A 25598-nucleotide genomic window follows, 5' to 3' on the forward strand; every position below is an offset into this window, starting at 1 on the left:
TGAGCTATTAATGCTATTTTTGCTGAATTTAACCTTTTAGTAAATCCATGAAGAGAACAAAAGCACAAGAATCAAGAGCAGCCATCGAGCGATTGTATATTACAATGCGCCACTTGTTTAATAGGGGAAGTTATAAACCTATGGGGGTTTCGGGGGAGGGATTGATTCAAGCTTTGATGACTTTAAGTCCGGAAATTTATGGGTCATTAACGGATCATGAAAAAATAGAATTGGATGGATTGCTTTACGTGATGGAGCGATTGCCCAAAGGAATCGAGGAATGTCGGTACGTGCGGTTAATTAGCCGAGAAGGCTATGAAACATCCCATCTTCAACCGATTGTGCCACCGAAACGAAAGCGAAACTGTTATCGATTGGATGAGCAAATCATGTATGTTGAGATGACCCGAGGTCGGTCGGATATTTATGATATTCTTACTCATTTGACTTTTTTATATATCGAATCGAGGAAAATCCATCGGAATAGCACGGATCCAAAGGGTAAAATCTCTGCGAATTGGACAATGCTTGAGGAGTTTGTTAAAAAAGAAAGACTCGGAGAGGAGCTAGATCTTGAATGCGTTTCCGCCTATTTGAGTCATATAATTGGACGTACGTTTGAAGAGACTCTGGATGCCGTTAGAAAATTTCAATCCAGCACGCATTGCAATAGTCTTTTTTCTATAGTCTATCATTTGGGTAAACTTTCCATGGAAGAAGAAAATCTTCAAATGGACCGGGAAATTAGTTTTTCTGCTACCCTAAGAGAGCGAATTGGTCACCATGTTTATGGGGAATTGTGGGCTGATCGAATCAAAGAAACACTTTGGGAAAAAGGATTGATTCAACGGCCTATCCATATTATTTCGGCAAATCTTCATAGTGTGCTCAATACCATTTATGGGCATCAGGCTCTCGGATTGAAGAACTTTGAAGAGATTGAACAGGTGGCTATGGACATCTCTCTTAAAGCCAAAAATAATCCAGGTAAAAAAATCCAAGAGTATGCGGAAAAGAATGGATTTTTCGACTTGCCCGACGAGTCCGGTACCAATATCGGAACTCAAATTATTGACACAGCTTTGATGGAAAAATCCACACTTTTACCGGGAATCAATCTCCCTAAAGAAAAAGAAAAAAGGCCCGTTTTTGTGGTCATGGATTACGCATTTGGCGAGCAAGCTTACGAGTGTTTTGATGAATTGCTGAAACCATTTACCAAGGAGGGAAAGAAATATCCTATACAGGTGGTTTCTACCTCAATTATGGGTAAGGCTGGTATTCTTCACGGGGGTAAAGGAGATCTTATGGTGCCAACTGCTCATGTCTTTGAAGGTACTGCTGATAATTACCCTTTCAAAAACGAGTTGAAAAAATCAGATTTTGAAGGATATGGACTTGGTGTGTATCAAGGACCAATGATTACAGTACTCGGAACATCTCTTCAGAATCGGGATATTCTTACCTATTTTATGGAATCCTCATGGAAGGCCGTTGGGTTGGAAATGGAAGGAGCTCATTACCAAAAGGCGATTCAGTCTGCATCCAAAATTCGCGGAAATATCAGATCCAATGTCAAGGTTCTTTATGCGTATTATGCTTCGGACAATCCGCTGGAGACAGGTAGTACGCTAGCTTCAGGAGCCTTGGGCATGGATGGCGTCAAACCTACTTACCTCATCACCTACAAGATTTTAGAGAAGCTGTTTAAATAATTTCAAAAGTCCCAGTCCCAAAAGGTCTGGGATTTTTATTTTTCCTGATCGACCCGAGTGGAGTGTAGCATATCTAATCTCCATCCATTAGTTGTTCGAATAGCAGTGGCACTTTCCAACCAGTAAATTTCACGCAGCACCTGCCCGTCTCGGGATATCGTGGCATAATTGTGATAGGCTACCCAAGCCCGATCTCCTTCTACGTCGGTTTTGATAAATTCAAAGCGATTGGTTCGAGTAGGAGGGTTGAGGTTATTTTTAGCTTTGGTCAAATAATCTCTAATGATCGCCATGTCCCAAACTTCTCCCTGCTCAAGGAGTAAAAAATCCTCCGTGTAAAAGTCTATCAACTTATCTACTTCATAGTTGGAAAAAATTTCATCAAAGGAATTTTGAATTAATTGTTCTATCTGAAGCTGATCTGATGATTGTGAAAAAGCAGTAGTAGAAAAAAGAAAAGCGAATAGGATTAATATGTTTTTCATACAGGTTATTTGATTGGAAATAGGATTGAAAAAAAGGCAAATTAGATTTTAACGATTGGAGCCTTCTGACTTCTTTCGAATAGTCAGAAAAGGGCTTTTCATCAAATAGAGAAAGGTCTGCTTGTCCTCAGAGTCAAATTCCTTGAGTCCAAGATCTGTCTTTTTTACAGGAACATATTTAAATGTTTTGAAAATTCTGTCCCAAAGGATAAAAATATCCGCAAAATTGGAGTCGGTGTATTGTTGGTCCTTATGGTGATGGACCCGATGGTGATCAGGCATGACAAATAGTAGACCAAGTGATTGATTCAACCAATTTGGATAGTTCAAATTGGAATGCTCGAGGAAAAAAAAGATATATACAATAAAGTAATAAAGTGCCAAAGAAGTCATATCAGTTCCGAAGATAGCGGCGGTAATCACATTTCCGGTTTGATAAATAAAAATGATTTCCAAAGGATGAAAGCGAAAAGTGGTTGTGGAATCCATATGAGTGTCGCTATGATGCACGCGGTGTAACCTCCAAAGTAGGGGGACTTTGTGTGAGGCTCGATGAATCCAATAGGTAGTTAAATCATACAAAGCGACTCCCAATACCAGCTTTATCCAAAATGGTAACTCGATCAATTGCAACAGGCCGATTTGACGTGCATTAAGCCATTTTATCCATCCCAGTTGAATCCCAAGAAAAATCAAATTCAAAAGAGTTAGTGAAAGCTGGAAAAGGAGGTTTTGGAAAAGATGCTTTCCTCTGTTTTTGAAGGGATAAGGATTAGAAGTTACCTGTTCTAAAAAGAAAAAAAGGCTTAAAAGGCCGATTAAAATATAGTTTGGATCGATACTTAGGATGAAGTTTATCAGTTCCATAATTCCCTTATTTTCACTTGAAGTGAATATAAATCAATTAAACCATGCTTCCTAAGCGAACTTAGCCCTTCAGAGCCTTCACTTTTCAGGGCCCAAGCGACTCACTCCACGACGATAAATCCCCGCTGTATATAAGCTTTGGCAAAGCGTACCCCCATGGTGCGCTGTCCTTCTGAATCGAAGTGAATGAAGTCGCCTTTATGGTTCAAGTCCTTGGTTTGGATCAGATAGGAAAAGGGATCCGTTTTTTGATAATTCTCCATTTTGCTATTAATGCTTTGCCAAGATTCATCGGTTTTGGAAAAGGATCCTAATCGTCCAAAGCAAATGCTTAGCGTAGGATTTTCAACCTCAACTCTAAACTTGGAGAATAAAACCCCCAATTGCTTATCGTAGATATCGATGGTCTCCGGTGAAGCCGCATCACTTTCTCCTTGATGCCATAGGATTGCCTTGATGGTTCCATGCTGTTTCCCAATGGTTACTTTTTCTTTGAAATTGGAGAATAAAGGCACATTCCTGTAAGTTTCATCGCCAATCCATTGCTGAATCGCACTTCCACCAACTGCCGTGGGAAGAAGTAAAATTGAAACGCTATCAGGAATAAATTTTAGCAGTTCTTTTCCAAATGAAAGTCCACAATCTAAACCAGTCAGTGTAGGTTCATAAAAGTGAAGCGGTTCTTTGGCAAGTATCAAATCTCCGGTTTTGTTGATAGTCAGAATCCGTGGGTCTGGAATAGTATCCATAGGTTCGACTTTTCCTCGTCCTGCCATATTGGACTGACCAGCGAGGATAAATACCCATAAGTTTTCTTTGGATGGAATTACTTCCGGCCTCTCTTCCAGCTTTGGGAAAAATTCAGTTCTTGGATCTTGCTGGCCAATCGCAAGTGAGATGATCAAAAAAAGGATGAGAGATTTAAAAGACATGAGATGATCTTTAATTTGAATGAATATCAAAAGAAAAAAACCACTTTCTTCAGCTGATCTTAAATGATTTGCTTAGGAAAGTGGTTTTTAAATTTATTCGAAAATCAATATCCTGATTTCAAAGGCGGAGGGCCGTCTGGAATAATTCCTTTGTAGACATAGTCACCTTTTTTAGCCTTGAATTCAGCCTTTATTTCATTTCTCAATGTTTCACTTTGGAATAAATCAATCATTGTCATAGCTAATGCTTTGGATGCGTATCCCATTCCTTTATGCCCGATTGACATTCCTCCGGAAGCTACTACAGCCCAAGAATGCCATGGAGTTCCATTCGGAGCAGTCGAAGCTCCCATTCGAATCGTTGGGACTACCCAGCTGACGTCACCGACATCTGTACTTCCTCCCATGCTATGTTCTTGGGTTTCTTCTAATGGTTTTATCTCTGAAATCACTCCAATCTGTGGTTTTCCAGTTGCTTCTTGAATCTTTTTCGCAAAGGCTTGTTCCTCTTCGGTGTATGAAATTGGACCTAGCGCTTCCAAGTTTTTTTGCATCACCTCAGAGCCCCTTCTATTTACTAGAATTTCATGAACGCCAGAGACTAGTGTTACTTTATAATCCACATTTGCCAAGATTGCAGCACCTTCTGCCATCTCTTCGACTCGCTTCCAAACTGGAACTAATCCATCTCTGCTGGTATCTCTCACACGTACCCAAAGTCTGCTGTAATCGGGAACCACATTCACTACTTGTCCTCCATCTTGGATATGGTAATGAATCCGAACAGTTGGTTTGATGTGTTCTCTGTAGTAATTGATTCCCGAAGTGTATAATTCCAATGCATCAGAAGCAGATCTTCCATTCCAAGGATCAGCTGAAGCATGGGCGGCTTGACCTGTAAATTCCACAATGAAATCTACCAAGGCCAATCCTTTTTGAACCTCTGTTTTAGTTTCATCTGCAGGGTGCCAATCAAGCATTACGTCCACATCATTCATGATTCCTGATCGGATCATCCATAATTTTCCGAAATATTTCTCTTCAGCAGGAGTTCCATAAAACCGGATTGTACCTTGAAGTTTTCCTTCAGCAATAAGGTCTTTGATCGCAGAAGCAGCACCTAATGAGGCAACTCCGAATAAATTATGTCCACATCCATGACCTGGGGCACCTTCATTGAGAGGGCTTTTAAATGGAACTTTGTTTTGGGAAAGGCCCGGCAATGCATCAAATTCTCCCAATACACCAATAATCGGTGAACCTGATCCGTATTCAGCAACGAATGCGGTGGGGATTTCTCCTACGCCACTAGTCACTTTAAATCCAAGTGATTCTGCATAAGCAGATAATGCGGCAGAAGATTGTGATTCTTGAAATGCGATTTCTTCGAAAGCCCAGATTTGATCACTTAGACCCGTGAGATCTGCGTATCGAGCATCAAGCGTTTGCTGTACAGATTCTTTAAGTGGATTGGGTTTTGGGGCTTTCTTTTGAGCAAAAAGAGGTGAAGTGCTCAAAACCAAACCCAAAGCGAGGTAATGAATTTTCATAATTGTTTGGTTTTTTAGGTTGAGTAAATCAATCGAGCAACTCTATTTCCAATGAGGATCAAATTGGCATTCACATTAACTTACCCGTTGGTTGGTGATGGATTGAAATGTGCCTTAAGATAAGAAAATGAAATGCAAAGCGACTCCATTTTTTAAGAATGGGTGAATTTTGGTTTTGGCCAACCTTGAGGAAATCAGAAATTCTTACCCAAGGAAAGATTTGTCTTCAGTGGCTTCATGCGCCATTTTATCTGCAAGTTCTTTTCCCAAGTAACGGTCAATTACCCCATGTCCAAGGTAAAGGAGTGGAGTTAACAGGATTGCCACACCAAACTTGTACACATAATTAATTAGGCCAACGGCAAAAATTTGGCTAAGCTCCCAATTGCCAAATACATAAAATGCGATTCCCAAAACCACAAAAGAATCGATGAATTGGGAAACCAGCGTGGAACCTGTAGCTCGAAGCCAGATCATTTTCGGCCCAGTCACAGCTCGAAGCTTTTGAAATACAAAAACATCAATCAATTGCCCCAATAAAAATGCAGTTAAGGAACCCAAAATGATTCCTAAGCCTTGTCTGAAAATGGTATTGAAGGCATAATTGATATTAAAAGATGCTCCATCAGGAGTTTGGGCATTTACTTCCAACCAAAAGTCTGCTGGAATCAACTTGGTGACGATCGTGATAATTAGGAAAATATAAGCGATCAGCCCAGCCGTAATAAAACTGATCTTTCGAACGCCTTTTTTTCCAAAATATTCATTGATGATATCTGTAGTAATAAAAACGATCGGCCAAATAACTGCACCTGCTGTCAAGTTGAAATCAAGGATATATTCCCCAAAAATATTCCAGTTGACAGGTTGAAATCCAAGTGTTTTTTCGGCTGAGAATATTTTCACACCAATGATTTCAGCAAGAATAGCATTGGTCAGGAAAATGGATCCTAAAATGATGAAAAGGTTGGTTTTTCGGCTATGCTGTCGTTCGTTCATCGCTGGATGGTATGGGGTAGGTTTGTCCTTCTTCAGATAAATAAGAATTAGGGAAAATAGTTTGAGCCTCTTCCTGCATTTTCTCCAGATGCGCATACCTAGAGGAGAAGTGACCCAAGAGGAGCTTCTTTACATTTCCAAGCATTGCAATTTCTGCAGCTTGTCGGGCCGTGCAGTGAAAAGTGGTCAAGGTCCTGTGACGATCTTCTTCTAAAAACGTGGATTCATGATAAAGCAAGTCCACGCCAAGTACTGCTTGAGCTACAAGTGGTTCAAAGCGGGTGTCCGAGCAAAACGCATAGCTCCTCAAAGAAGGTTGGGGATGGCAAAACTCTTCCATCAGGTAGGTTTTTCCATTTGAATCTGTAAAGTCTTGTCCATTTCGCATGGAATGGATTGCCTCAATGGGAATTGAGTGGCCTTCCAATTTTTCTTTGATCAGACTTCTAAGTCGTTTTTTCTCTTTGATCAAAAATCCGGTGGTAGGAATTCGATGGTACAGAGGGAAGCTGCTTATTTCAAGGAAAGGAGACTCCCATAGGATCTGAGAGGCAACAGGATTGGTGGGGAAAAATGTCAGAGGGTAATGAAGCTGAATGTGGCTCCACCTAAGTTGGGTGGTGATGATTTCATCCAGCCCTTGAGGTCCGTAGATCGTAAGTGGTGCGGTCCGTTTAGCCAAATTGAAGCTGGACAAAACCCCCATCAATCCCAAGTAATGATCCCCATGAAGGTGGGAAATAAAAATTTTGTTGATTTTGGAGGATTTGACTTTAAACCTCCGCATTTGTATTTGTGTCGCTTCTCCACAATCCAGTAAAAAAAACTCCTGCCCAAATCTGACGACTTGGGCAGTATGATTTCTTCCATGGACAGGAATGGAAGAGGTATTTCCGAGGATCGTAACCTCAAATTCAGGAATCAAGCTTCCTCCTCTTCTTCGCCTCCATCAATTTCGTGCATGAAAATCGCTTCGCTAGCTTCTTCTAAGCTATTGACAAGGTTCAGTTTTTTATCCAGCATGGAAATTTTAAGCAATTTCATCACATGTTCCTGAACGGCTGAAATGATGAAGATTCCTCCATTTCTTCCAAATTCTCGATCACCTACAAGAAGAGCACTTAATCCGCTTGAATCCACATATTTTACCCCACTCATATCTAAAACTACATTCCGGAAACCTTCTGCATGAATGGTAAGAAGCTCTGATTTTAAGGCAGGAGCCAACAAAGAGTCAATTTTTTCCTCCATAGGAGTGAAGACTACATATTGTTCCTTTTTGTCAATTGCGTATTTCATCTGATAGTTGTTTTGTTTTTAGGCCTAGGAATTTATTATTGAATTTTTCCTGGGCGCATAATATTGGTCTATAACGGTTGGAAGGATCAGAAGGGTTATTTCCCTAGATGGGCTAAGATAGCCCCTTCAATTCTGGATTCAAGATTTTGAATATCTCCTTTCACAAATTTTTCACCCATAATATTTTCATAAAGCTCGATATATCGCTCAGAAATGCTCTCCACGATTTCATCTGTCATCTCAGGAATAGTTTGTCCATCTTTTCCCTGGAAGCCATTGGCAATCAGCCATTGTCTCACAAATTCTTTGGAAAGTTGCTTTTGGGGAAGTCCCTTGGCTTGATTCTCGTCATATCCCTCAGCATAGAAATATCTGGAAGAATCAGGGGTATGGATTTCATCGATGAGTAAAATTTGGTCTCCAAATTTCCCGAATTCATACTTGGTATCTACTAGAATTAATCCTTTCTCCTGAGCCATTTCTTGGCCTTTCTTGAAAAGCGCTCGAGTATATTTTTCCAAAATGAGGTAATCCTCTTCCGAAACAATTCCTTTGGCTAAGATATCCTCTCTTGAAATATCTTCATCATGACCTTCCGAAGCTTTGGTGGTAGGGGTGATAATGGGTTCGGGGAATGGATCATTTTCTCGCATACCATCAGGCATAGGAACTCCACAAAGCATTCGCTTACCTGCTTTGTATTCTCGAGCGGCATGTCCTGACATATATCCTCGAATCACCATTTCCACCTTGAAAGGCTCACAACGCTTTCCTATGGTTACATTGGGATCTGGGGTGGATGTCACCCAATTTGGGACTAAATCAGAGGTTGCTTTTAAGAAGCCTGCAGCAATTTGATTCAAAACCTGACCTTTAAAAGGAATAGGCCGGGGAAGAACCACATCAAAGGCAGAAATTCGATCCGAAGCCACTACTACTAGTTCCTTTTCAAAAATATACACGTCCCGCACTTTTCCTTTATAAAATCCAACCTGATCGGGAAATTGAAACTGGGTTTCTTTGATTGCGTTGCTCATGAAATTTATTTTGGACAAAAATAGAAAAAGCTATTTCCCGAGGCGAAGTATCACCTTTAATTCTTGGAATTATTTCTTCGATTTTTGTCTAACGATTGAATTATTTAAAGTGAAGGTAATTTCGTGAAAGTTTAATTTTTTTCAGTCCGGATCAATACTCCCTCTTCATTGAAAAAATCTCTATTGCCTACCATTTTGCCTTTCTTATATCTTCTCAACTCTTTCAATTGACCATTGGGATGATAGAGTTTGGTTTCTCCTTCTTCCACGCCCTTGCTAAAATTTACCAAGGAATAAGCACTTCCAGTTTCATAAAATGCTTCTTCCTTTAATTTATAACCACCTTGATCGAAAGTGATTCGAAGCCTCAGTCGGCCATTTTCGTAGAAATATTCGGTGGGTTGTACTGGGATTCCTTTCGTATAGAATGCCTTCATTCGAATCCCACCTGAAGGAAAGTACTCCATCAATTCCCCCTCTGGATTTCCATTTTTGTAAAAACCAGTTCGTTCAGGGGAGCCATCTTCGTAATAGGAATGGTAAGAGCCGACCAAATTACCAGCATCGTAGGCTCTTGAGCTTCGAAGTTTTCCAGAAGGAAAGTAAAGGATTTCTTCCCCGTCCAAGATTCCTTTTTCATAGTTGGCCTTTCGGATTAACTGGCCGGATTCGTCAAATTCTTCTTGACGTCCATCATATTGACCTGATGAAAATTCAATTTTGGTTTTCAATTTTCCATTTGGAAAAAATGTCTCCGCTATGCCATTAGGTTTATTCCCTTTGAATGGTACCCGATCACTAACTTGTCCAGATTCAAAATAGGAAATTACCCACCCTTCCAATTGGTTATTGATGAATTCAGACTCTTGGCTGATTTTTCCTCCTGGGTAAAATGCAACTGCTTTACCTTGACGTTGGTTATTTTCAAAAGTGATAATTCGTAGAGTATCTCCAGATTCGGGGTCTAGATCAATAAACTTCCCATTTTTCTGATCATTCAATAAGTTGCCAACCTGAATCAATTTCCCTTCACGATCAAAAAGTTTTACAGGACCTTGAGCCTTTCCATTGATTTTCACCAATACTTCTTTGACCAAGAGAGTATCATCATCGTAGAATGTTCTGATCGTATCTTGCCCGGCTGCCATTTGGAAATTTCCAACTAGGATGGTGAGAAGAAAAAGCCACGAAAATGAAAGAATTGATTTATTGGAAATGAAATCAGTGTAGAAAGAAAGGTTGAGCATAAACAGGTGATGCTAAGTTTTCGGAAAATTAACGTCCAAGGAATTCAAATGACTATTTTTGAAGGAAAATTTTCCATCCCAAGAATTTAGCTTCATGCATACTCGCAGATTTGTTCCTGAAAGTTTGATCATCATTTTACTTGTTTTTTTGTTTTCCTGTCAGGAAAATCCAAAGGAATATCGAGTCTATGAGGGAGATATCTTCGGAACCTATTATCGGATTCAAGTTGAGGATATTGAAAAGGATTTGCAACCCTCATTTGATTCCATTTTTGCTTTGATTAATCGAGCTTCTAATTCCTATATCCAAGATTCTGAAATTTCAGAATTTAATGCGGCTGGAGTTATTAAGATGCCGAGTGCTACTTTTTTAGAAATGATGGATTCAACAGCTAAATATTATCAGCTGAGTGAGGGTCATTTTGAACCCACACTTTATCCATTAATCAAGGCATGGGGATTTTCATTTGAAGAAAAGGAAAAGATGGATTCTGCAAAGGTGGAAAGTTTGAAATCCTTAATAGGTTTTTCTACTAATATCCTTAAAACCGATTCTGGATTTGTAGTAGCCAAGGAAGGCGTGAAGTTGGATATTACCGGTTTAGGCGAAGGCTATGCCATTGATAAGCTTGCTGAGGTTTTGGATCAGTATGGAATTCAAAATTACATGGTGGAAATAGGAGGGGAGATGAAAGCAAAAGGAATCAATTCCAGAGGCGCTACTTGGACCATCGGAGTGGAGGATCCGGTTCAAGTGGAGCTTGGAAATGGAAATATCCTTTTGACCAAAGTAGAATTGAATCAACGCGCCATAAGTAGTTCTGGCAATTATAGGAAGTTCTACATCGATGAGGATGGAAACAGACGTCCACATATATTGGATCCCTTGACAGGCTATCCCGTGAGTCATACGATGGTTTCTGTTTCAGTACTTGCAAATTCAGCAACTGAGGCTGATGCCTTGGCCACAGCTTTTATGGCTATGGGGCCAGAAAAAGCAAAAGAACTCGCAGAACGGTTACCAGGTGTTGAAGCGATGTTTGTATTGGGAGGAAAGGAAAAATTGGAGCTTCAGTTTACTTCTGGGTTTCCAAGAGATTAAAAATCAGGCAAAATTTTTTTGTACTTTATTAGGTGGATATTGGATAAAACCGACTACCTTCTTTAAGTTTGTCATTGGATAATTCAATAAACGACTTTGGATTTAGTAAGCTATGGTATTTATGTTCTAACTTCTTCCACTGTATTGCTTTCTTTTTTAGCGTTTTTGATTTTTTCAAGAAATAATTTCACCAAGAGCATACTTCATAAAGGGATATCCTTTTTATTGTTTTTGCTAAGTGTTCGATTTATCACGATTCATTTGTACTTGAATCAATTGATGGGTGACTTTCCACATTTCTTATTTGTTAATCACTTAACTTCAAAAATTGGATTGCCAATCCTATTTTTCGTGGTTTATTTTAGTATCAAGCAGAGAGCTTTTAAGTATTCGGATGCATTGCATTTAGTAGTTCCGGCCCTTTTTGTGATCAACTTTATACCAATTTATTTCGGTTCTGAGGCATTCAAGATAGCGCTGATACAGAAGATGAATGTCCAAGGCTATGATGTGGCTTGGAATAATGGTTTGTTTTTAAACGGAAAGCTTGCAGACCTATTGGACCAAGGAATACTTTACTTCTACACCATTGCGATTGGGTTACTGTTGGTTCGTCATAGGGAATCCGGAAATCTTCCTGATTCTTTTGTAACGTTCTTAAAAATTACCTTTTTCTTTTTGCTAGCCAACTTGTTACCATCCCTTACAACTTTTTTCGAAATAGAAGTCATGGATTCTTGGTCATTCACAAACTTAGTTGGTCTAGTAAGTGCTCTGTTTGTCTTGATTGGAATGTTTTTAATTCCTGATTTTCTATATGCTAAAAGAACTTTTCTTTCTCAAGAAAATGAATTAGAAGAAATTGATTATTATCTGCTTAGAACTGTAAAATCAGAGGAGCTCTATCAAAAGGTGATCTTGTATTTTGAAAGTGAGAGACCGTATTTAAATCCTGATTTTTCGTTAACGATGGCAGAAAAGAGCTTGGGGTTAACCGGTAGATATATTAGTGAGGCAATCAAGCAGAATACAGGGTTAAATTTTTCCCAGTTTGTAAGCCATTACCGGATTAAATATTTTACAGAGATATTGATGTGTCAATCTGATCTACGTAAAATGACGATCGATGAAATTTCCTTAGAGATCGGATTTAATAGCGTCAATAATTTTTACACTCATTTCAAAAAGGTAAAAGGTTGCACCCCCAGGGAGTATTTGGATGAAAATTTCGATTTAACATCCCCTTTGCTTCTAGTCTCGTAAGGACTTGGCTACAGTCAATTTTCTAATAAGTCAATAAATTCTTTAGGTGTTTTGCCAACAAATTTTTTAAAAGCCAAATAGAGGCTATTTGTGCTTTTGAATCCAATTGAGTTGGCCAAAGTTGGCATCGTAAAGTTTCTCCATTTTGGATCCTTATGAAGTTTTTCTACCAAAAATTTGATTCTATGGTAGTTTATAAAATCTGAAAAAGAGACATCAAATGCTGTTTTTAAGGTGGTCCTTACTTGATAGCCTGAGATTCCCAGTTTTGTTGTCAGATCGTTTTGATTGAACGTGTCACGTAAGTAAGGCTTTTCTTCTTCAAATATCGATTCAATCCTGTTTAAGAAATTCGCATAAACGCCATTCAACTCTTCTTTCAAAATGAGTGGAGGTAAAACACCCATGGTTTTTTCTGTTTCGACTGGTTTTTTTTCAGAATGAACCTTTTCTAATTTTTTTGATCGCAACACAGGTGGATACATCAATGCTGGTTGACTAAGTAAAGCCAAGAAAAAAATAATTTGGCTTGAAATGTAGGTTAGGATAATTGGTGAAGCTGAATAGGTGCCAATGTATGATGAAGTGATAGTGGCAGTAGGAGGCAATAGCAGTAAAAAATGATAGGAATAAAAGAATAGAACAAATTTCCTCTTTTCAGAAGTAATAAGTCCGTTTTTTAAAGCAGGTTGAAGTACGTTTTTTGTGGCAAGGATCAAGTAAAAAACAATTTGCCCAACACTCATAATGATCACGACGTGTTTTTGCAGAATCCACCCTTCATTAAAGGTTAAAAAATCCTTACTGTTTATAATTTGTATTTTTTCATTTTTTGATAATATAAAAAATGGAATATAATTTATAAAATAGATTAAAGCTGGTATAAAATGATTTAAATACTTCTTTTCAAGAGGGATATTAAATAATCCATTTTTTAAACTTAAATAAAGCAAGGGAGTCACTATAAATAACACCAAGTATCCAGTTCTTGCTAGATGCGGTAAATAATCAAAAAAGCCTTGGGAAGCATTAAAACTTGTAAATAAACCATAGGTGATAAAAAGTAAAGTAAATGACATAAGCCTTCCAAATAGGCCATTTTTCCAATTGAAAAAAGTAAAAATGATGGTAACTAGAATTGAAATAGCCATCATAGCAATGTAGATAAAGCTTACGATATCAAGTGCAGGTGTCATTCCATTGAATTTTATTTAACCATTTTTTTATTAAGGCGTGTAAAGGTAGTTTTTATTTCTTTTTAAATTCCTAAAAAGTGAAATTATGGGATTTTACTTTTTTTAATTCTTTGGTTAAATCCAATTTTTGCTTTTCTATTTTTTTATTTCTGATTCAAGAACTAATATTTTTAAAAAATTGAAAATCAATCATTTAATAGTTTTTCATTTTGCAAAATAGCTTTTGAAAGTCTAAAAATCCGGGTTCTCTTAAAATTTAAAAAAGCTTGAAATTATTCAATTTGATTTTTTAGGATTCTATATCAGGAATTTGAATAGGCACATGCTATATGCCGATCTACCTTTATAAGTCAAATCCAATCAAATGCCATTGTTTGGAAAAATTACAGGAGGCCTTTAAAGGTTTCACATGAGAATGAAAATCAATTTAATAACTAATGATTAAACAAGTACTCAAAATCATGATGCGAAAGGAGAAATTACAAGACTTCAAAATCTTTGGGGTTGCGTTATTTCTAGTTGCATTCTTTATCCATAGCAATTTGATTGCCTTGGATTTAAATTATTTGGGGAAGACACCAAAAAGTGATGGGGTTAATTTAAACCTCGAATCTCTATCTTCTGAAAAGCATATTAATGTGTTTGATAGAGAAGTTCGACTTCCTAGAAAAGAAATAAAATCCAACAATTTGTCAAAGAATGATTTCATCAGGATTTCAAATAAGTTGACTAAATCAGGATTTATTTCTAATGGGGGAACTGGTTACGCATATAAGCCAGTGAACGGAAAACTAACTTTGGTTGAAGATTTTGCGAGCTTCGTCGATATTAATAAAGCAGCCTTAGATTTTAGCGTTGGTACAGGTGACAGTAGGATTTCTGGGTCTGCAAATACCCCTGGAGAAACGTGGTTGTATCAAAATGTGATTACTGTGGGTAGTCAAGTTGTGGATGCGATTGTGAAATTTGATTCAATTACTTCAGGGGATTCTATGTCAGCTTTTGATAGTACCTCTAATCCTTATAGTGCATCTGCCACTTCGGTGGGGACTTCAGCAAATTTTTTACAGCCTAATTTTAATTTTTCAAATGCAGGTTCAGCCAACTTCACCATTTCTTTCATTGAAGGTGGGTCTTATAATGGAACTACTAATCCTACAGGAACGCCAATCATTTTACGAAATGTGGTGGTTAACTCCTATGATTTGGATGAATCTCAAAATGGTGGAGTTCAATCAACGGCGTTCAATGATGTTGGGGGAGTTGAACTAAGTACCTCAACGAATCTTTCCACTTCAGTTAGTGGCTCAATAACCACCATTTCTGCAACTGGAACTCCTGGTAACATTACTCAACTGCCTGGTACGGTTACTGGAGATAATTACCGAGTTAGGTTAACTTTTGATGAGATTTCCGTTTTAACTGTTACTCTAGGATCTGGAACAGGAGGTGGAGGTCTTGCATATTTTGCTTTAGATTTTTCACAAGGTCCAACATTTAATAATGTTGCTACTTATGATTTGGAATTAGTAGGGGATGGAATTATTGAAACTAGTGAAACTGGAACAACAGATACCTTTAGTATTAAATTAAGTGCACAGCCTACTTCTAATGTTACAGTTAATTTTTCAGGTTTAGATAACACAGAACATAGTATTTCTCCGACTTCGTTGACTTTTACAAGCAGCAATTGGAATACTGAACAAATTGTTACCGTAACTGGTGTGGATGACACGGATTTGGATGGAGACATAAACTATACATTGACAGCAACGTCAACTTCCACAGATACACGGTTTCAGGGAAGACAGGTTTTGATTGACATGACCAACTTGGATGATGAAACAAATGAACCTTCAAATCCAAGCCTTTCGATTGTGAAGGATGCAGATAAGGCATCAGTCAGTGCAGCAGGCGAAGTGATCACCTATACGATTACGGTTGACAATACGGGTAACGTGGACTTGACCGGAGTTGTGGTTAGTGACGTGTTTGCAGGCGGAGCGACGCTAACAAGTGGAGACGTTAACAGCAACAATATTCTTGAGACGACCGAGACGTGGGTTTACACGGCAAGCTATACGGTGACTCAGTCAGACATTAATGCAGGTACTGCGTTGGTGAATACAGCAAGTGTTGTAACTACTGAGCTAACGACTCCTGAGACTGATACCGCAACAACGACGATCAGCCAGAGTGAATCTTTGACGATTGTGAAGGATGCAGATAAGGCATCAGTCAGTGCAGCAGGCGAAGTGATCACCTATACGATTACGGTTGACAATACGGGTAACGTAGACTTGACCGGAGTTGTGGTTAGTGACGTGTTTGCAGGCGGAGCGACGCTAACAAGTGGAGACGTTAACAGCAACAATATTCTTGAGACGACCGAGACGTGGGTTTACACGGCAAGCTATACGGTGACTCAGTCAGACATTAATGCAGGTACTGCGTTGGTGAATACAGCAAGTGTTGTAACTACTGAGCTAACGACTCCTGAGACTGATACCGCAACAACGACGATCAGCCAGAGTGAATCTTTGACGATTGTGAAGGATGCAGATAAGGCATCAGTCAGTGCAGCAGGCGAAGTGATCACCTATACGATTACGGTTGACAATACGGGTAACGTGGACTTGACCGGAGTTGTGGTTAGTGACGTGTTTGCAGGCGGAGCGACGCTAACAAGTGGAGACGTTAACAGCAACAATATTCTTGAGACGACCGAGACGTGGGTTTACACGGCAAGCTATACGGTAACCCAGTCGGACATTAATGCAGGTACTGCGTTGGTGAATACAGCAAGTGTTGTAACTACTGAGCTAACGACTCCTGAGACTGATACCGCAACAACGACGATCAGCCAGAGTGAATCTTTGACGATTGTGAAGGATGCAGATAAGGCATCAGTCAGTGCAGCAGGCGAAGTGATCACCTATACGATTACGGTTGACAATACGGGTAACGTGGACTTGACCGGAGTTGTGGTTAGTGACGTATTTGCAGGCGGAGCGACGCTAACAAGTGGAGACGTTAACAGCAACAATATTCTTGAGACGACCGAGACGTGGGTTTACACGGCAAGCTATACGGTGACTCAGTCAGACATTAATGCAGGTACTGCGTTGGTGAATACAGCAAGTGTTGTAACTACTGAGCTAACGACTCCTGAGACTGATACCGCAACAACGACGATCAGCCAGAGTGAATCTTTGACGATTGTGAAGGATGCAGATAAGGCATCAGTCAGTGCAGCAGGCGAAGTGATCACCTATACGATTACGGTTGACAATACGGGTAACGTGGACTTGACCGGAGTTGTGGTTAGTGACGTGTTTGCAGGCGGAGCGACGCTAACAAGTGGAGACGTTAACAGCAACAATATTCTTGAGACGACCGAGACGTGGGTTTACACGGCAAGCTATACGGTAACCCAGTCGGACATTAATGCAGGTACTGCGTTGGTGAATACAGCAAGTGTTGTAACTACTGAGCTAACGACTCCTGAGACTGATACCGCAACAACGACGATCAGCCAGAGTGAATCTTTGACGATTGTGAAGGATGCAGATAAGGCATCAGTCAGTGCAGCAGGCGAAGTGATCACCTATACGATTACGGTTGACAATACGGGTAACGTGGACTTGACCGGAGTTGTGGTTAGTGACGTATTTGCAGGCGGAGCGACGCTAACAAGTGGAGACGTTAACAGCAACAATATTCTTGAGACGACCGAGACGTGGGTTTACACGGCAAGCTATACGGTGACCCAGTCGGACATTAATGCGGGTACTGCGTTGGTGAATACAGCAAGTGTTGTAACTACTGAGCTAACGACTCCTGAGACTGATACCGCAACAACGACGATCAGCCAGAACCCTAGTCTTAGTATTATTAAAACTGGTGTCTTCAATGATGAGAATGACAACGGTCGAGCTGATGTAGGAGAGACGATTTCCTACACGTTCGTGGTAACCAATACCGGAAACATTGCTTTGACCAATGTCACTGTGACTGATGCAATGGTTACTGTAAGCGGTGAACCAATTGATTTGGCAGTGGGAGAAAACAGTGGAACAAACTTCACTGCCACTTACACGATCGATCAGGATGATATCAATGCAGGTGAAGTGGTTAATACAGCGTCTGTTACATCAGATGAGGTTACTGAACCGGTTGAAGATGAAGAAACTACAAATCTTCCTCAAGAAGCCTCATTGACTTTGGCAAAAACTGGTGTTTTCAACGACGAAAATGACAACGGTCGAGCGGATGTAGGAGAGACGATTTCTTATACGTTCGTGGTAACCAATACCGGAAACATTGCTTTGACCAATGTCACTGTGACTGATGAAATGGTTACTGTAAGCGGTGAACCAATTGATTTGGCAGTGGGAGAAGACAGTGGAACAAACTTCACTGCCACTTACACGATCGATCAGGATGATATCAATGCAGGTGAAGTGGTTAATACAGCGTCTGCTTCTTCAGATGAAGTGACTACACCAGAAGAAGATGAAGAAACTACAAATCTTCCTCAAGAAGCCTCATTGACATTGGCAAAAACTGGTGTTTTCAATGACGAAAATGACAACGGTCGAGCTGATGTAGGAGAGACGATTTCTTATACGTTCGTGGTAACCAATACCGGAAACATTGCTTTGACCAATGTCACTGTGACTGATGAAATGGTTACTGTAAGCGGTGAACCAATTGATTTGGCAGTGGGAGAAGACAGTGGAACAAACTTCACTGCCACTTACACGATCGATCAGGATGATATCAATGCAGGTGAAGTGGTTAATACAGCGTCTGCTTCTTCAGATGAAGTGACTACACCAGAAGAAGATGAAGAAACTACAAATCTTCCTCAAGAAGCCTCCTTGACTTTGGCAAAAACTGGTGTTTTCAACGACGAAAATGACAACGGTCGAGCTGATGTAGGAGAGACGATTTCTTATACGTTCGTGGTAACCAATACTGGTAATGTTCCATTGACCAATGTAACGGTGACCGATGCGATGGTGACTGTTAACGGTGAACCGATTGATTTGGGAGTGGGCGAGAACAGTGGAACAAACTTCACGGCAACTTACACGATCGATCAAGATGACATCAATGCAGGAGAGGTAGTCAATACAGCGTCTGTTACCTCAGATGAAGTGACTGAACCAGTAGAAGATCAAGAAACTACAAATCTTCCTCAAGAAGCATCTTGGGCATTTAGTAAATCAACCGATAATACAGGGTATTCATCTCCGGGAGATATTTTAAGATATACCCTAACCTTGGTTAATACAGGTAATTTGCCTATTTCTGAAATTGAGGTTAGTGATCCAAAAGCGACTTCGGGACCAGATTATGTCCGAGGTGATCTAAATAATAATAATACCCTCGATGTTGGAGAAGCGTGGATTTATGTTGCAACGGTTGCGATAACTCAAGAAAATATTGATGCCGGTAAATTTGTCAATATTGCATCTGCCAAAGGCAAATCTTCTGATGGAAGAAATCTTGAAATAACAGATCAACAAACAGTAAACGCGGTTCCTTCCCCAGAATTAACTGTAATTAAATCTGCGGTTGAGAATGATTTTGATGCAGCTGGGGATGTAATAAATTATACCATAGCTGTTCAAAACACCGGCAATATCACCATTTCAAATGTTGTAGTTACTGATCCTAAGGCTTCATCAGGTCCTGTTTATGAAAGTGGGGATTCAAATTCTAACAGTAAGTTAGATGTAGGTGAAACTTGGATTTATCTCGCTTCATCAATTGTAAATCAGGCAGATTTAGATGCTGGAAGCTTTACTAATGAAGCTACTGTCACAGGAACTCCAGCTGTAGGAACCTTAAATCCTGCAAAAGGATCAAAAACAATTAATGCTGTTCAGCGTCCTTCTTGGACACTTTCTAAAACTGCTTCTGAGAAGTATTACAATGAAGTTGGTGATGTTCTAAATTATTCCATTGTAGTAGCAAACACAGGAAACGTCACGATTACTAACGTGTCCGTTTCTGATCCGCAAGCCACTTCTGGACCTAGCTATGAATCAGGAGATTCTAATGTGAATGGAAAGCTGGATGTCAATGAAACCTGGACTTATGTAGCTAGCTACGTAGTTCAAGCAGATGATTTAGAAACGGGTTCATTTACCAATAAGGCAACAGCAATAGGAACTCCATCTGGAGGAGATTTAGATCCTGCCGAAGATCAGTATACGGTAGATGCTTTAATAGCAGTTCCTGATTTGGAATATACTCCATATGAAACTCCAGTTTCAGGCAATGTGAGTATAAATGATACCTATCCTGAAGGAAGTAGCTTTAGCCAAACTTCTGAGCCAGCTCATGGTGAGGTGGAATTCAATTCTGATGGAACCTTTACCTATACGCCAGAAGAAGGATTTACAGGTGTGGATACCTTTACCTACCAGGTTTGTCTTCCATCACAAAACGGTTCCGCATGTGAATTGACTTCAGTTACGATTTTAGTTGGTCCTCTTGCAATTGATGATAGCTATTTGATGCTAGAGAATAGAATTCTGGAAGCGTCTGTAATTGGGAATGACACTTATCCTAGTAGCAGTGATTTAGGTATAAAATCTAGGGTCCTGGTTAATATTACTAATTCCAATGGCAGTGAGTTTTCTCAGACTTCAGATGTAAGCTTTGGCACCCTGAGCTTCAATATTGATGGATCATTCACCTATGTTCCTGATGAAAATTTCACTGGAAAGGACAGCTTTACTTATAAAGTGTGCTTCACCTTTGGTGATATCACGTTGTGTGATGAAGCACGGGTAGAAATCGAAGTGTTGTCATTTAGTACTGAGCCAGATGTAAATGCAACTCTCATAAATGTTCCTTTGAAAGGTAATGTTTCAACAAATGATCAAGTAACCGGAGGAACGACTTATGGCGATCCTGGAGAGGCTACTTCTCAGCCGGCTGGAAGTAATCCAGAGTTGACCTTGAATTCAGACGGTACTTATGATTTCATTACAGATGTTCCCGGAGTATATGTGTACTTGGTACCGGTATGTTCTCCGCTAGAAGGAGAAGAATGCAGAATCGAACCATTGACTATTACAGTATTGGATATCAATGAGCCGGTAAATGCACCAATCGCACACACAGATATCGCAGAGACCAGACAGGGAGTTCCAGTGACTTTGAAGACATTGAGCAATGACCGTCCAGGAGGCAAAACCGTTGAGCTGGATCCGTCTTCAGTGACGATTGTTGCCCAGCCAAAGCATGGAACAGTGAGTGTGGATACTGAAACAGGCGATATCACCTATACGCCGGATGCAGACTTCTTGGGAGTAGATACTTACACTTATCAGGTTTGTGATACAAGCGATCCGGCCAAATGCGTAATAGCAGATCAGAAGGTTACTGTACTAAGTGAAAAAGCTCCTAATTCGACATTAGCCTCAGATGATTTTGCAATCACAAGCAATAAGGAGAAGATTACGGGTAACGTATTGAATAACGATACGGACTCGGAAGGAAACACCCAAAAAGTAACTCCAAACAAAGTGTCCTTGCCGGAGGGTGAATTTGAGATTGATGAGGATGGTAATTATACCTTCACTCCAACGCCAGGATTTATCGGCCCGGTTGAGATAGTTTACCAAGTATGTGATAATGGAAATCCACAAGCTTGTGCCCGAGCCACGATCTACTTCTTGATAGTTAAGAATTCTATTGAGGCGATCAATGATAACTTCCAAGACAACGTGATCAATGGTCTCAAAGGTGGAGTAGCCGGAAATGTATTGACCAACGATTTGTTGAACGAAAGACCGGTACTTGCTAACGAGGTTAAGATTTCGATTTTGGGTGATGGAGGATTGACTGGAGTTGAAATCGATGATCAAGGAAATCTAATAGTACCAGCAGGTACACCAGTAGGAACTTATATCGTCCACTACAACATCTGCGAGGTAGTCGATCCAACCAACTGTTCGGATGCCTTCGTGATTGTGGAAGTATTCCATGGTGTCGATTTGGCGATCGATAAGCGTGTTGATGAAACTTCAATTTGGGAAGGAGATGAATTCTCTTACATCCTGACTGTAGCTAATGTGGGAGATACAGACGCCACAGAAATCGTGGTGATTGATGATCTTCCATCAGGATTGGAATACAAGTCTTCTTCCTTGATTTCAGGTGGATCTTTACAATTAAACACAACAGTTTCTGGTCAGAAAGTCACCATGAAGCTTGCTGGTTTAGCCACTGGAGAAGTTGTTGAAATCCGATTAGCAGTTAAAGCTCGTCCATTGAGTGGATCCAATGCTGAGACTATCATCAACACAGCTTCGGTAAGTTCTAAGGAAACTGAATTGAATCCTTCAGATAACAGCTCTTCTGTCTCGGTTCAAATTCAACCATTCTTCATTCCAAATGTGATCACACCAAATGGTGATCGTAAGAATGACGCGTTTGTAATCCGTGGTCTAGGCAAGTTTGCTTCCAATGAAATTGTGATTTTCAATCGTTGGGGAGACCATGTGTATCAGAAGAAGGGATACCAAAACGATTGGACAGCGGAAGGAATGGTAGCTGGTACTTATTTCTATATCCTATCTGTAGTTGATATCAACGGTAAGCCGACGGTATTTAAAGGATGGATTCAAATTATCAGAGAAAATTGAAATAGGTAACCACCTAATTACCTGAAGCATTCAACTCAGAAAAATAAACACTATGCGATATATAAAATTTAACCCCATTGCTGTTTTGCTCCTGATCCTAGCCACTACAGGCTGGGTGAAGGGTCAGCAAAATCCGCAATACAGCCAATATATTTTCAATGGTCTTCATATTAATCCAGGATATGCTGGATACAAGAATGAAGGCTACATTCAAAGTACTTACCGAAGCCAGTGGGTCAACTTCCCTGGAGCACCCAAAACCCTGTCGGTAACTGCCGACTTCAGTGCCAATGAAGGCACGATGGGTTTTGGTGTGTCTTTGGTGGATGATCGAATTGGTCCTACAGTGAATTCAGGTGGATTATTGACTTATGCCTATCGACTTCGAACAGGTTCTAAATCTTTCCTTTCCCTTGGAGTCAGTGGGGGATATTCCAAATATGGGATCGATCCAAGTTTACTTTCAGCGAATGATGACAACGATCCCTTGCTTCCTGAAGGAAAAGTAAGTGTTTCAATTCCAAACCTTAACTCAGGACTGTTTTTCCATTCGGACTATTTCTACGCAGGGTTTAGCGTATACAATATGATTGGAAAAAGTGCTGCTCAACAAGAGGATTTCTCCTTGGCTTATCACGATTTTCATTATTTCCTTACCCTAGGAGGATTGATCGATCTAGGGACTGCCTTGAAAGTGAAGCCTTCTGTATTGGTGAAGCAGGTAAAAGGTAGCCCGACAAATTTCGATTTCAATACGATGTTTTTATTGGGAGAAAAGGTTTGGATCGGTGGTTCCTATCGTTCGAATACCCGAGTGTTTGAAAATAGCCTTCAAAAGGATTTGGTACGCAGAAATGCCGTAGCGGCAGTTGTGGAGATTTTTGCAACTCCAGACTTGCGCTTTGGCTATGCTTATGACCACAACTTGAATGTGTTGAATAGCTACCGAAATAATTCTCATGAGATTTCTCTGGGGTATTATCTGAGAGCTAAGAAAACTGTAATGAAAAATCCTAGATGGTTTTAATGATGAGAACAATAAAAATTACCCTACTAGCATTAGTCCTCCTAGGGGCCTTGTCGGAAAATTCCCTGGGACAGCAAAATCGCCTTCAATATGCAGACAAGCAGTTTGAATTGGCAAATTTCCAACTAGCAGCAAGCGAATATGCAAAGCTGTTTGAGACTAGTCCTGACTATTTGGTTGCCAAGAAAACAGCCTTGTCTCTGGATGAAATGTATTCCTACGCTGAATCGTATGAGTGGTGGAAAAAGACCGTTGAATTTGAAGGGGCTTCCAAAGAAGATTATGAGTCCTTGATTCGTTCAGGTTTCCGCTCTGTTAAGGAGTATGATGCCGCTCAAGATTTGCAAGGCTCGGGATATACGTTGGAAGATTTTGAAGAGTTTTCAAAATCGGGGTACATCGAGTCCTCTCCATTTAGAATCTACAGCCTGCAGGCCATGGATGAGCTGAATACTAACGCCTCAGATTATAGCATTTCGTTGACTAATGGTTCTCGTTTTTTTGCCAGTAATCGAGGAGATGGGGTTCAAGCTACCAAATCAGGACTTCGATTTGATGTGAAGGGAAGCAAGTTCAACCGAAACTATTTCAAGTCAGATGGTCGAAAGTACTATGGAATCTATCGACAAGATGAAAATGGAGAGGTGAAGTCTGTTTCAGTCGCTGGCTTTGAGCTTTATCATCTTTCAGATCCCCAATTGCTATCTAATGGAAAACTGATTTTCACAGCTACTCCAAATAAGTTAAAAAGCCGTGATGAGGTAATTTATCCAGGCTTGTTTTATGGAACTTATAATGCACAGGCAAACGAGGTGACGGATGTAAAACCATTTTCTTTTAACCAAACAAATGCCTACGGAGTGATCAGTCCTAGAATTGATGAGCAACAAGGAAGGTTATATTTCGCTTCCAATATTTCTGGTGGTCAAGGAGGATACGATTTGTATTACGTCACTTTAGATTCTGAAATGAATGTTTCAGAACCGGTAAACCTTGGTCCAACTATCAATTCCAAATCTAATGAGCGTGACGCGGTACGAGTTGGTGATAATTTAATTTTTGCTTCCGATCGAAAAGGAGGCTTTGGAGGATTGGATGTTTACCTCGCAAAAATTAAAGGGGAAGATTTTGAAACACCAGTAAACATGGGCCAACCGATCAATTCGGTAGGAGATGATTTCGGTTTCTCTGTGCCAGAAGAAAACAAAGGATATCTTTCATCTGATCGAGTAGGAGGTTTGGGTTTTGATGACCTGTATGCTGTTACCTGGTCTGATCGAAATTTGAAAATTACGGTTATTGATTTGGAAGGGAATTCCTTGAAGGAGGGAACAAACCTTCAATTAACCGGGGATGGAAAAGAAACTAACATCACAAAAGTTTCCGAGGAAGAAATACTTAATCTGACTCGTAAAGGAAATGCCTATACGTTTACAGCGGATAGACCAGGTTATTTCACCAAAAATGAGACGGTCACATTAGCCAAAAATCAAGAGGAAGTAACCTTGGTGATGGTTCCAATCCCATATGAATTGGAAGTGTATCAAGCGATTATTTACTATGATTTCGATAAAGATTTCTTGAGAGAATTGAGTAAAGAGAAACTGGATGAGATTAAGAATTACATGAGCAAACATCCAGAATTGAACCTAGTAATTGAATCGCATACTGATTCAAGAGCATCTGATAAGTACAATCAAAGATTGAGTGAACGAAGAGCCAAAGTTGTAACCAAATACTTGGAAGAGCACGGAATAAGTGCAGATCGGGTGAGCTCGGCTTGGTTTAGTGAAAACAGATTGGTAAATGACTGTGGAGATGGCGTTCCATGTCCAGCTCCAGCTCATCAGTTGAACAGACGAAGTGAGTTGAAATTGATCGCATTTCCAGACAGATCAAAGCACTATGATTTACCATCAGGATCAACTGGAGCTGACTTCAAGACCATAGAGTCGGCGAAGAGTTGGTTTACCAAAGAATAATCAATACCCCAAAAAATAGAAGTCCGGAGTGATGTTCATTCCGGACTCCTTTACCCAAATAACCCAAATAACCCATGAACCTTCAACGAATAAGCCCAAAACAAAGCCTGTCGGTTCCTACCCGACGTGTCATCGGACAACTCATTACTTGGATTGTTTTTATTCTTATGATCTACCTTCAGGGGAAGTGATTTTCAGCTGATAGTTTTTTTAATTGCCATTTAGTTT

At 40.0% G+C, this 25598-nt stretch carries 16 protein-coding genes; 6 read left to right on the plus strand and 10 right to left on the minus strand.

Annotated elements, in window-relative coordinates; translation table 11 throughout:
- Nucleotides 1–47: 47 nt before the first annotated feature.
- Entirely contained in the window at nt 48–1715 is a 1668-nt protein-coding gene (locus AO498_RS10100) for a DUF6909 family protein (RefSeq protein WP_067546872.1), read from the plus strand.
- Nucleotides 1716–1750: 35 nt separating this feature from the next.
- On the opposite strand, the gene AO498_RS10105 is transcribed toward AO498_RS10100, so the two are convergent.
- From AO498_RS10105 to AO498_RS10145, 9 genes are all read right to left on the minus strand, one after another.
- Nucleotides 1751–2200: a DUF4440 domain-containing protein gene (locus tag AO498_RS10105; RefSeq protein ID WP_067546875.1), complete on the minus strand. Its 450-nt coding sequence runs from the start codon at nt 2198–2200 to the stop codon at nt 1751–1753.
- 48 nt (nt 2201–2248) lie between these two features.
- Complete coding sequence (locus AO498_RS10110) at nt 2249–3067, minus strand: sterol desaturase family protein (RefSeq protein WP_067546878.1); 819 nt, start codon at nt 3065–3067, stop codon at nt 2249–2251.
- Nucleotides 3068–3168: 101 nt separating this feature from the next.
- Nucleotides 3169–3999, minus strand: a complete 831-nt coding sequence (locus tag AO498_RS10115) for a sialate O-acetylesterase (RefSeq protein ID WP_067546881.1) — start codon at nt 3997–3999, stop codon at nt 3169–3171.
- 104 nt (nt 4000–4103) lie between these two features.
- Nucleotides 4104–5549 (minus strand): amidohydrolase, encoded by a 1446-nt coding sequence (locus AO498_RS10120; protein ID WP_067546884.1) that lies wholly within the window; start codon nt 5547–5549, stop codon nt 4104–4106.
- A 204-nt stretch (nt 5550–5753) separates the two neighbouring features.
- The gene (locus tag AO498_RS10125) at nt 5754–6548 is read right to left on the minus strand and encodes a queuosine precursor transporter (RefSeq protein ID WP_067546887.1); all 795 of its coding nucleotides are present in this window, start codon (nt 6546–6548) and stop codon (nt 5754–5756) included.
- Entirely contained in the window at nt 6529–7473 is a 945-nt protein-coding gene (locus AO498_RS10130; RefSeq protein ID WP_067546890.1) for a ribonuclease Z, read from the minus strand. Before AO498_RS10130 ends, AO498_RS10125 begins: the two co-directional genes overlap by 20 nt.
- Nucleotides 7470–7847, minus strand: coding sequence for an STAS domain-containing protein (locus tag AO498_RS10135; RefSeq protein WP_067546893.1), 378 nt, complete (start codon nt 7845–7847; stop codon nt 7470–7472). Before AO498_RS10135 ends, AO498_RS10130 begins: the two co-directional genes overlap by 4 nt.
- A 95-nt stretch (nt 7848–7942) precedes the next feature.
- On the minus strand, nt 7943–8884 hold the full coding sequence (locus tag AO498_RS10140) for a phosphoribosylaminoimidazolesuccinocarboxamide synthase (RefSeq protein WP_067546896.1): 942 nt from the start codon (nt 8882–8884) through the stop codon (nt 7943–7945).
- Between the two features lie 131 nt (nt 8885–9015).
- On the minus strand, nt 9016–10131 hold the full coding sequence (locus AO498_RS10145) for a toxin-antitoxin system YwqK family antitoxin (protein ID WP_067546899.1): 1116 nt from the start codon (nt 10129–10131) through the stop codon (nt 9016–9018).
- A gap of 94 nt (nt 10132–10225) precedes the next feature.
- Between AO498_RS10145 and AO498_RS10150 the strand changes: the two genes are divergently transcribed.
- Both AO498_RS10150 and AO498_RS10155 read left to right on the plus strand, forming a co-directional pair.
- Entirely contained in the window at nt 10226–11233 is a 1008-nt protein-coding gene (locus tag AO498_RS10150) for an FAD:protein FMN transferase (RefSeq protein ID WP_067546901.1), read from the plus strand.
- Between the two features lie 267 nt (nt 11234–11500).
- Nucleotides 11501–12496: an AraC family transcriptional regulator gene (locus AO498_RS10155; protein ID WP_148660220.1), complete on the plus strand. Its 996-nt coding sequence runs from the start codon at nt 11501–11503 to the stop codon at nt 12494–12496.
- Between the two features lie 14 nt (nt 12497–12510).
- Here AO498_RS10155 and AO498_RS10160 read toward each other — a convergent pair whose 3' ends face one another.
- On the minus strand, nt 12511–13692 hold the full coding sequence (locus AO498_RS10160; RefSeq protein ID WP_067546906.1) for a helix-turn-helix domain-containing protein: 1182 nt from the start codon (nt 13690–13692) through the stop codon (nt 12511–12513).
- Nucleotides 13693–14129: 437 nt separating this feature from the next.
- On the opposite strand from AO498_RS10160, the gene AO498_RS17085 reads away from it, so the two are divergent.
- The 3 genes from AO498_RS17085 to AO498_RS10175 are packed head-to-tail and all read left to right on the plus strand — an operon-like array spanning nt 14130 to nt 25370.
- Nucleotides 14130–22361: a DUF7507 domain-containing protein gene (locus AO498_RS17085; protein WP_067546909.1), complete on the plus strand. Its 8232-nt coding sequence runs from the start codon at nt 14130–14132 to the stop codon at nt 22359–22361.
- A gap of 52 nt (nt 22362–22413) precedes the next feature.
- Nucleotides 22414–23388 carry a PorP/SprF family type IX secretion system membrane protein gene (locus tag AO498_RS10170; RefSeq protein WP_067546912.1) on the plus strand — a complete coding sequence of 325 codons (975 nt, stop codon included), beginning with the start codon at nt 22414–22416 and terminating at the stop codon, nt 23386–23388.
- Nucleotides 23388–25370 carry an OmpA family protein gene (locus tag AO498_RS10175; RefSeq protein ID WP_157883974.1) on the plus strand — a complete coding sequence of 661 codons (1983 nt, stop codon included), beginning with the start codon at nt 23388–23390 and terminating at the stop codon, nt 25368–25370. Before AO498_RS10170 ends, AO498_RS10175 begins: the two co-directional genes overlap by 1 nt.
- Nucleotides 25371–25598 lie beyond the last annotated feature (228 nt).

Source organism: Algoriphagus sanaruensis (assembly GCF_001593605.1).
In the GTDB taxonomy this organism is placed as follows: Bacteria; Bacteroidota; Bacteroidia; order Cytophagales; family Cyclobacteriaceae; genus Algoriphagus; species Algoriphagus sanaruensis.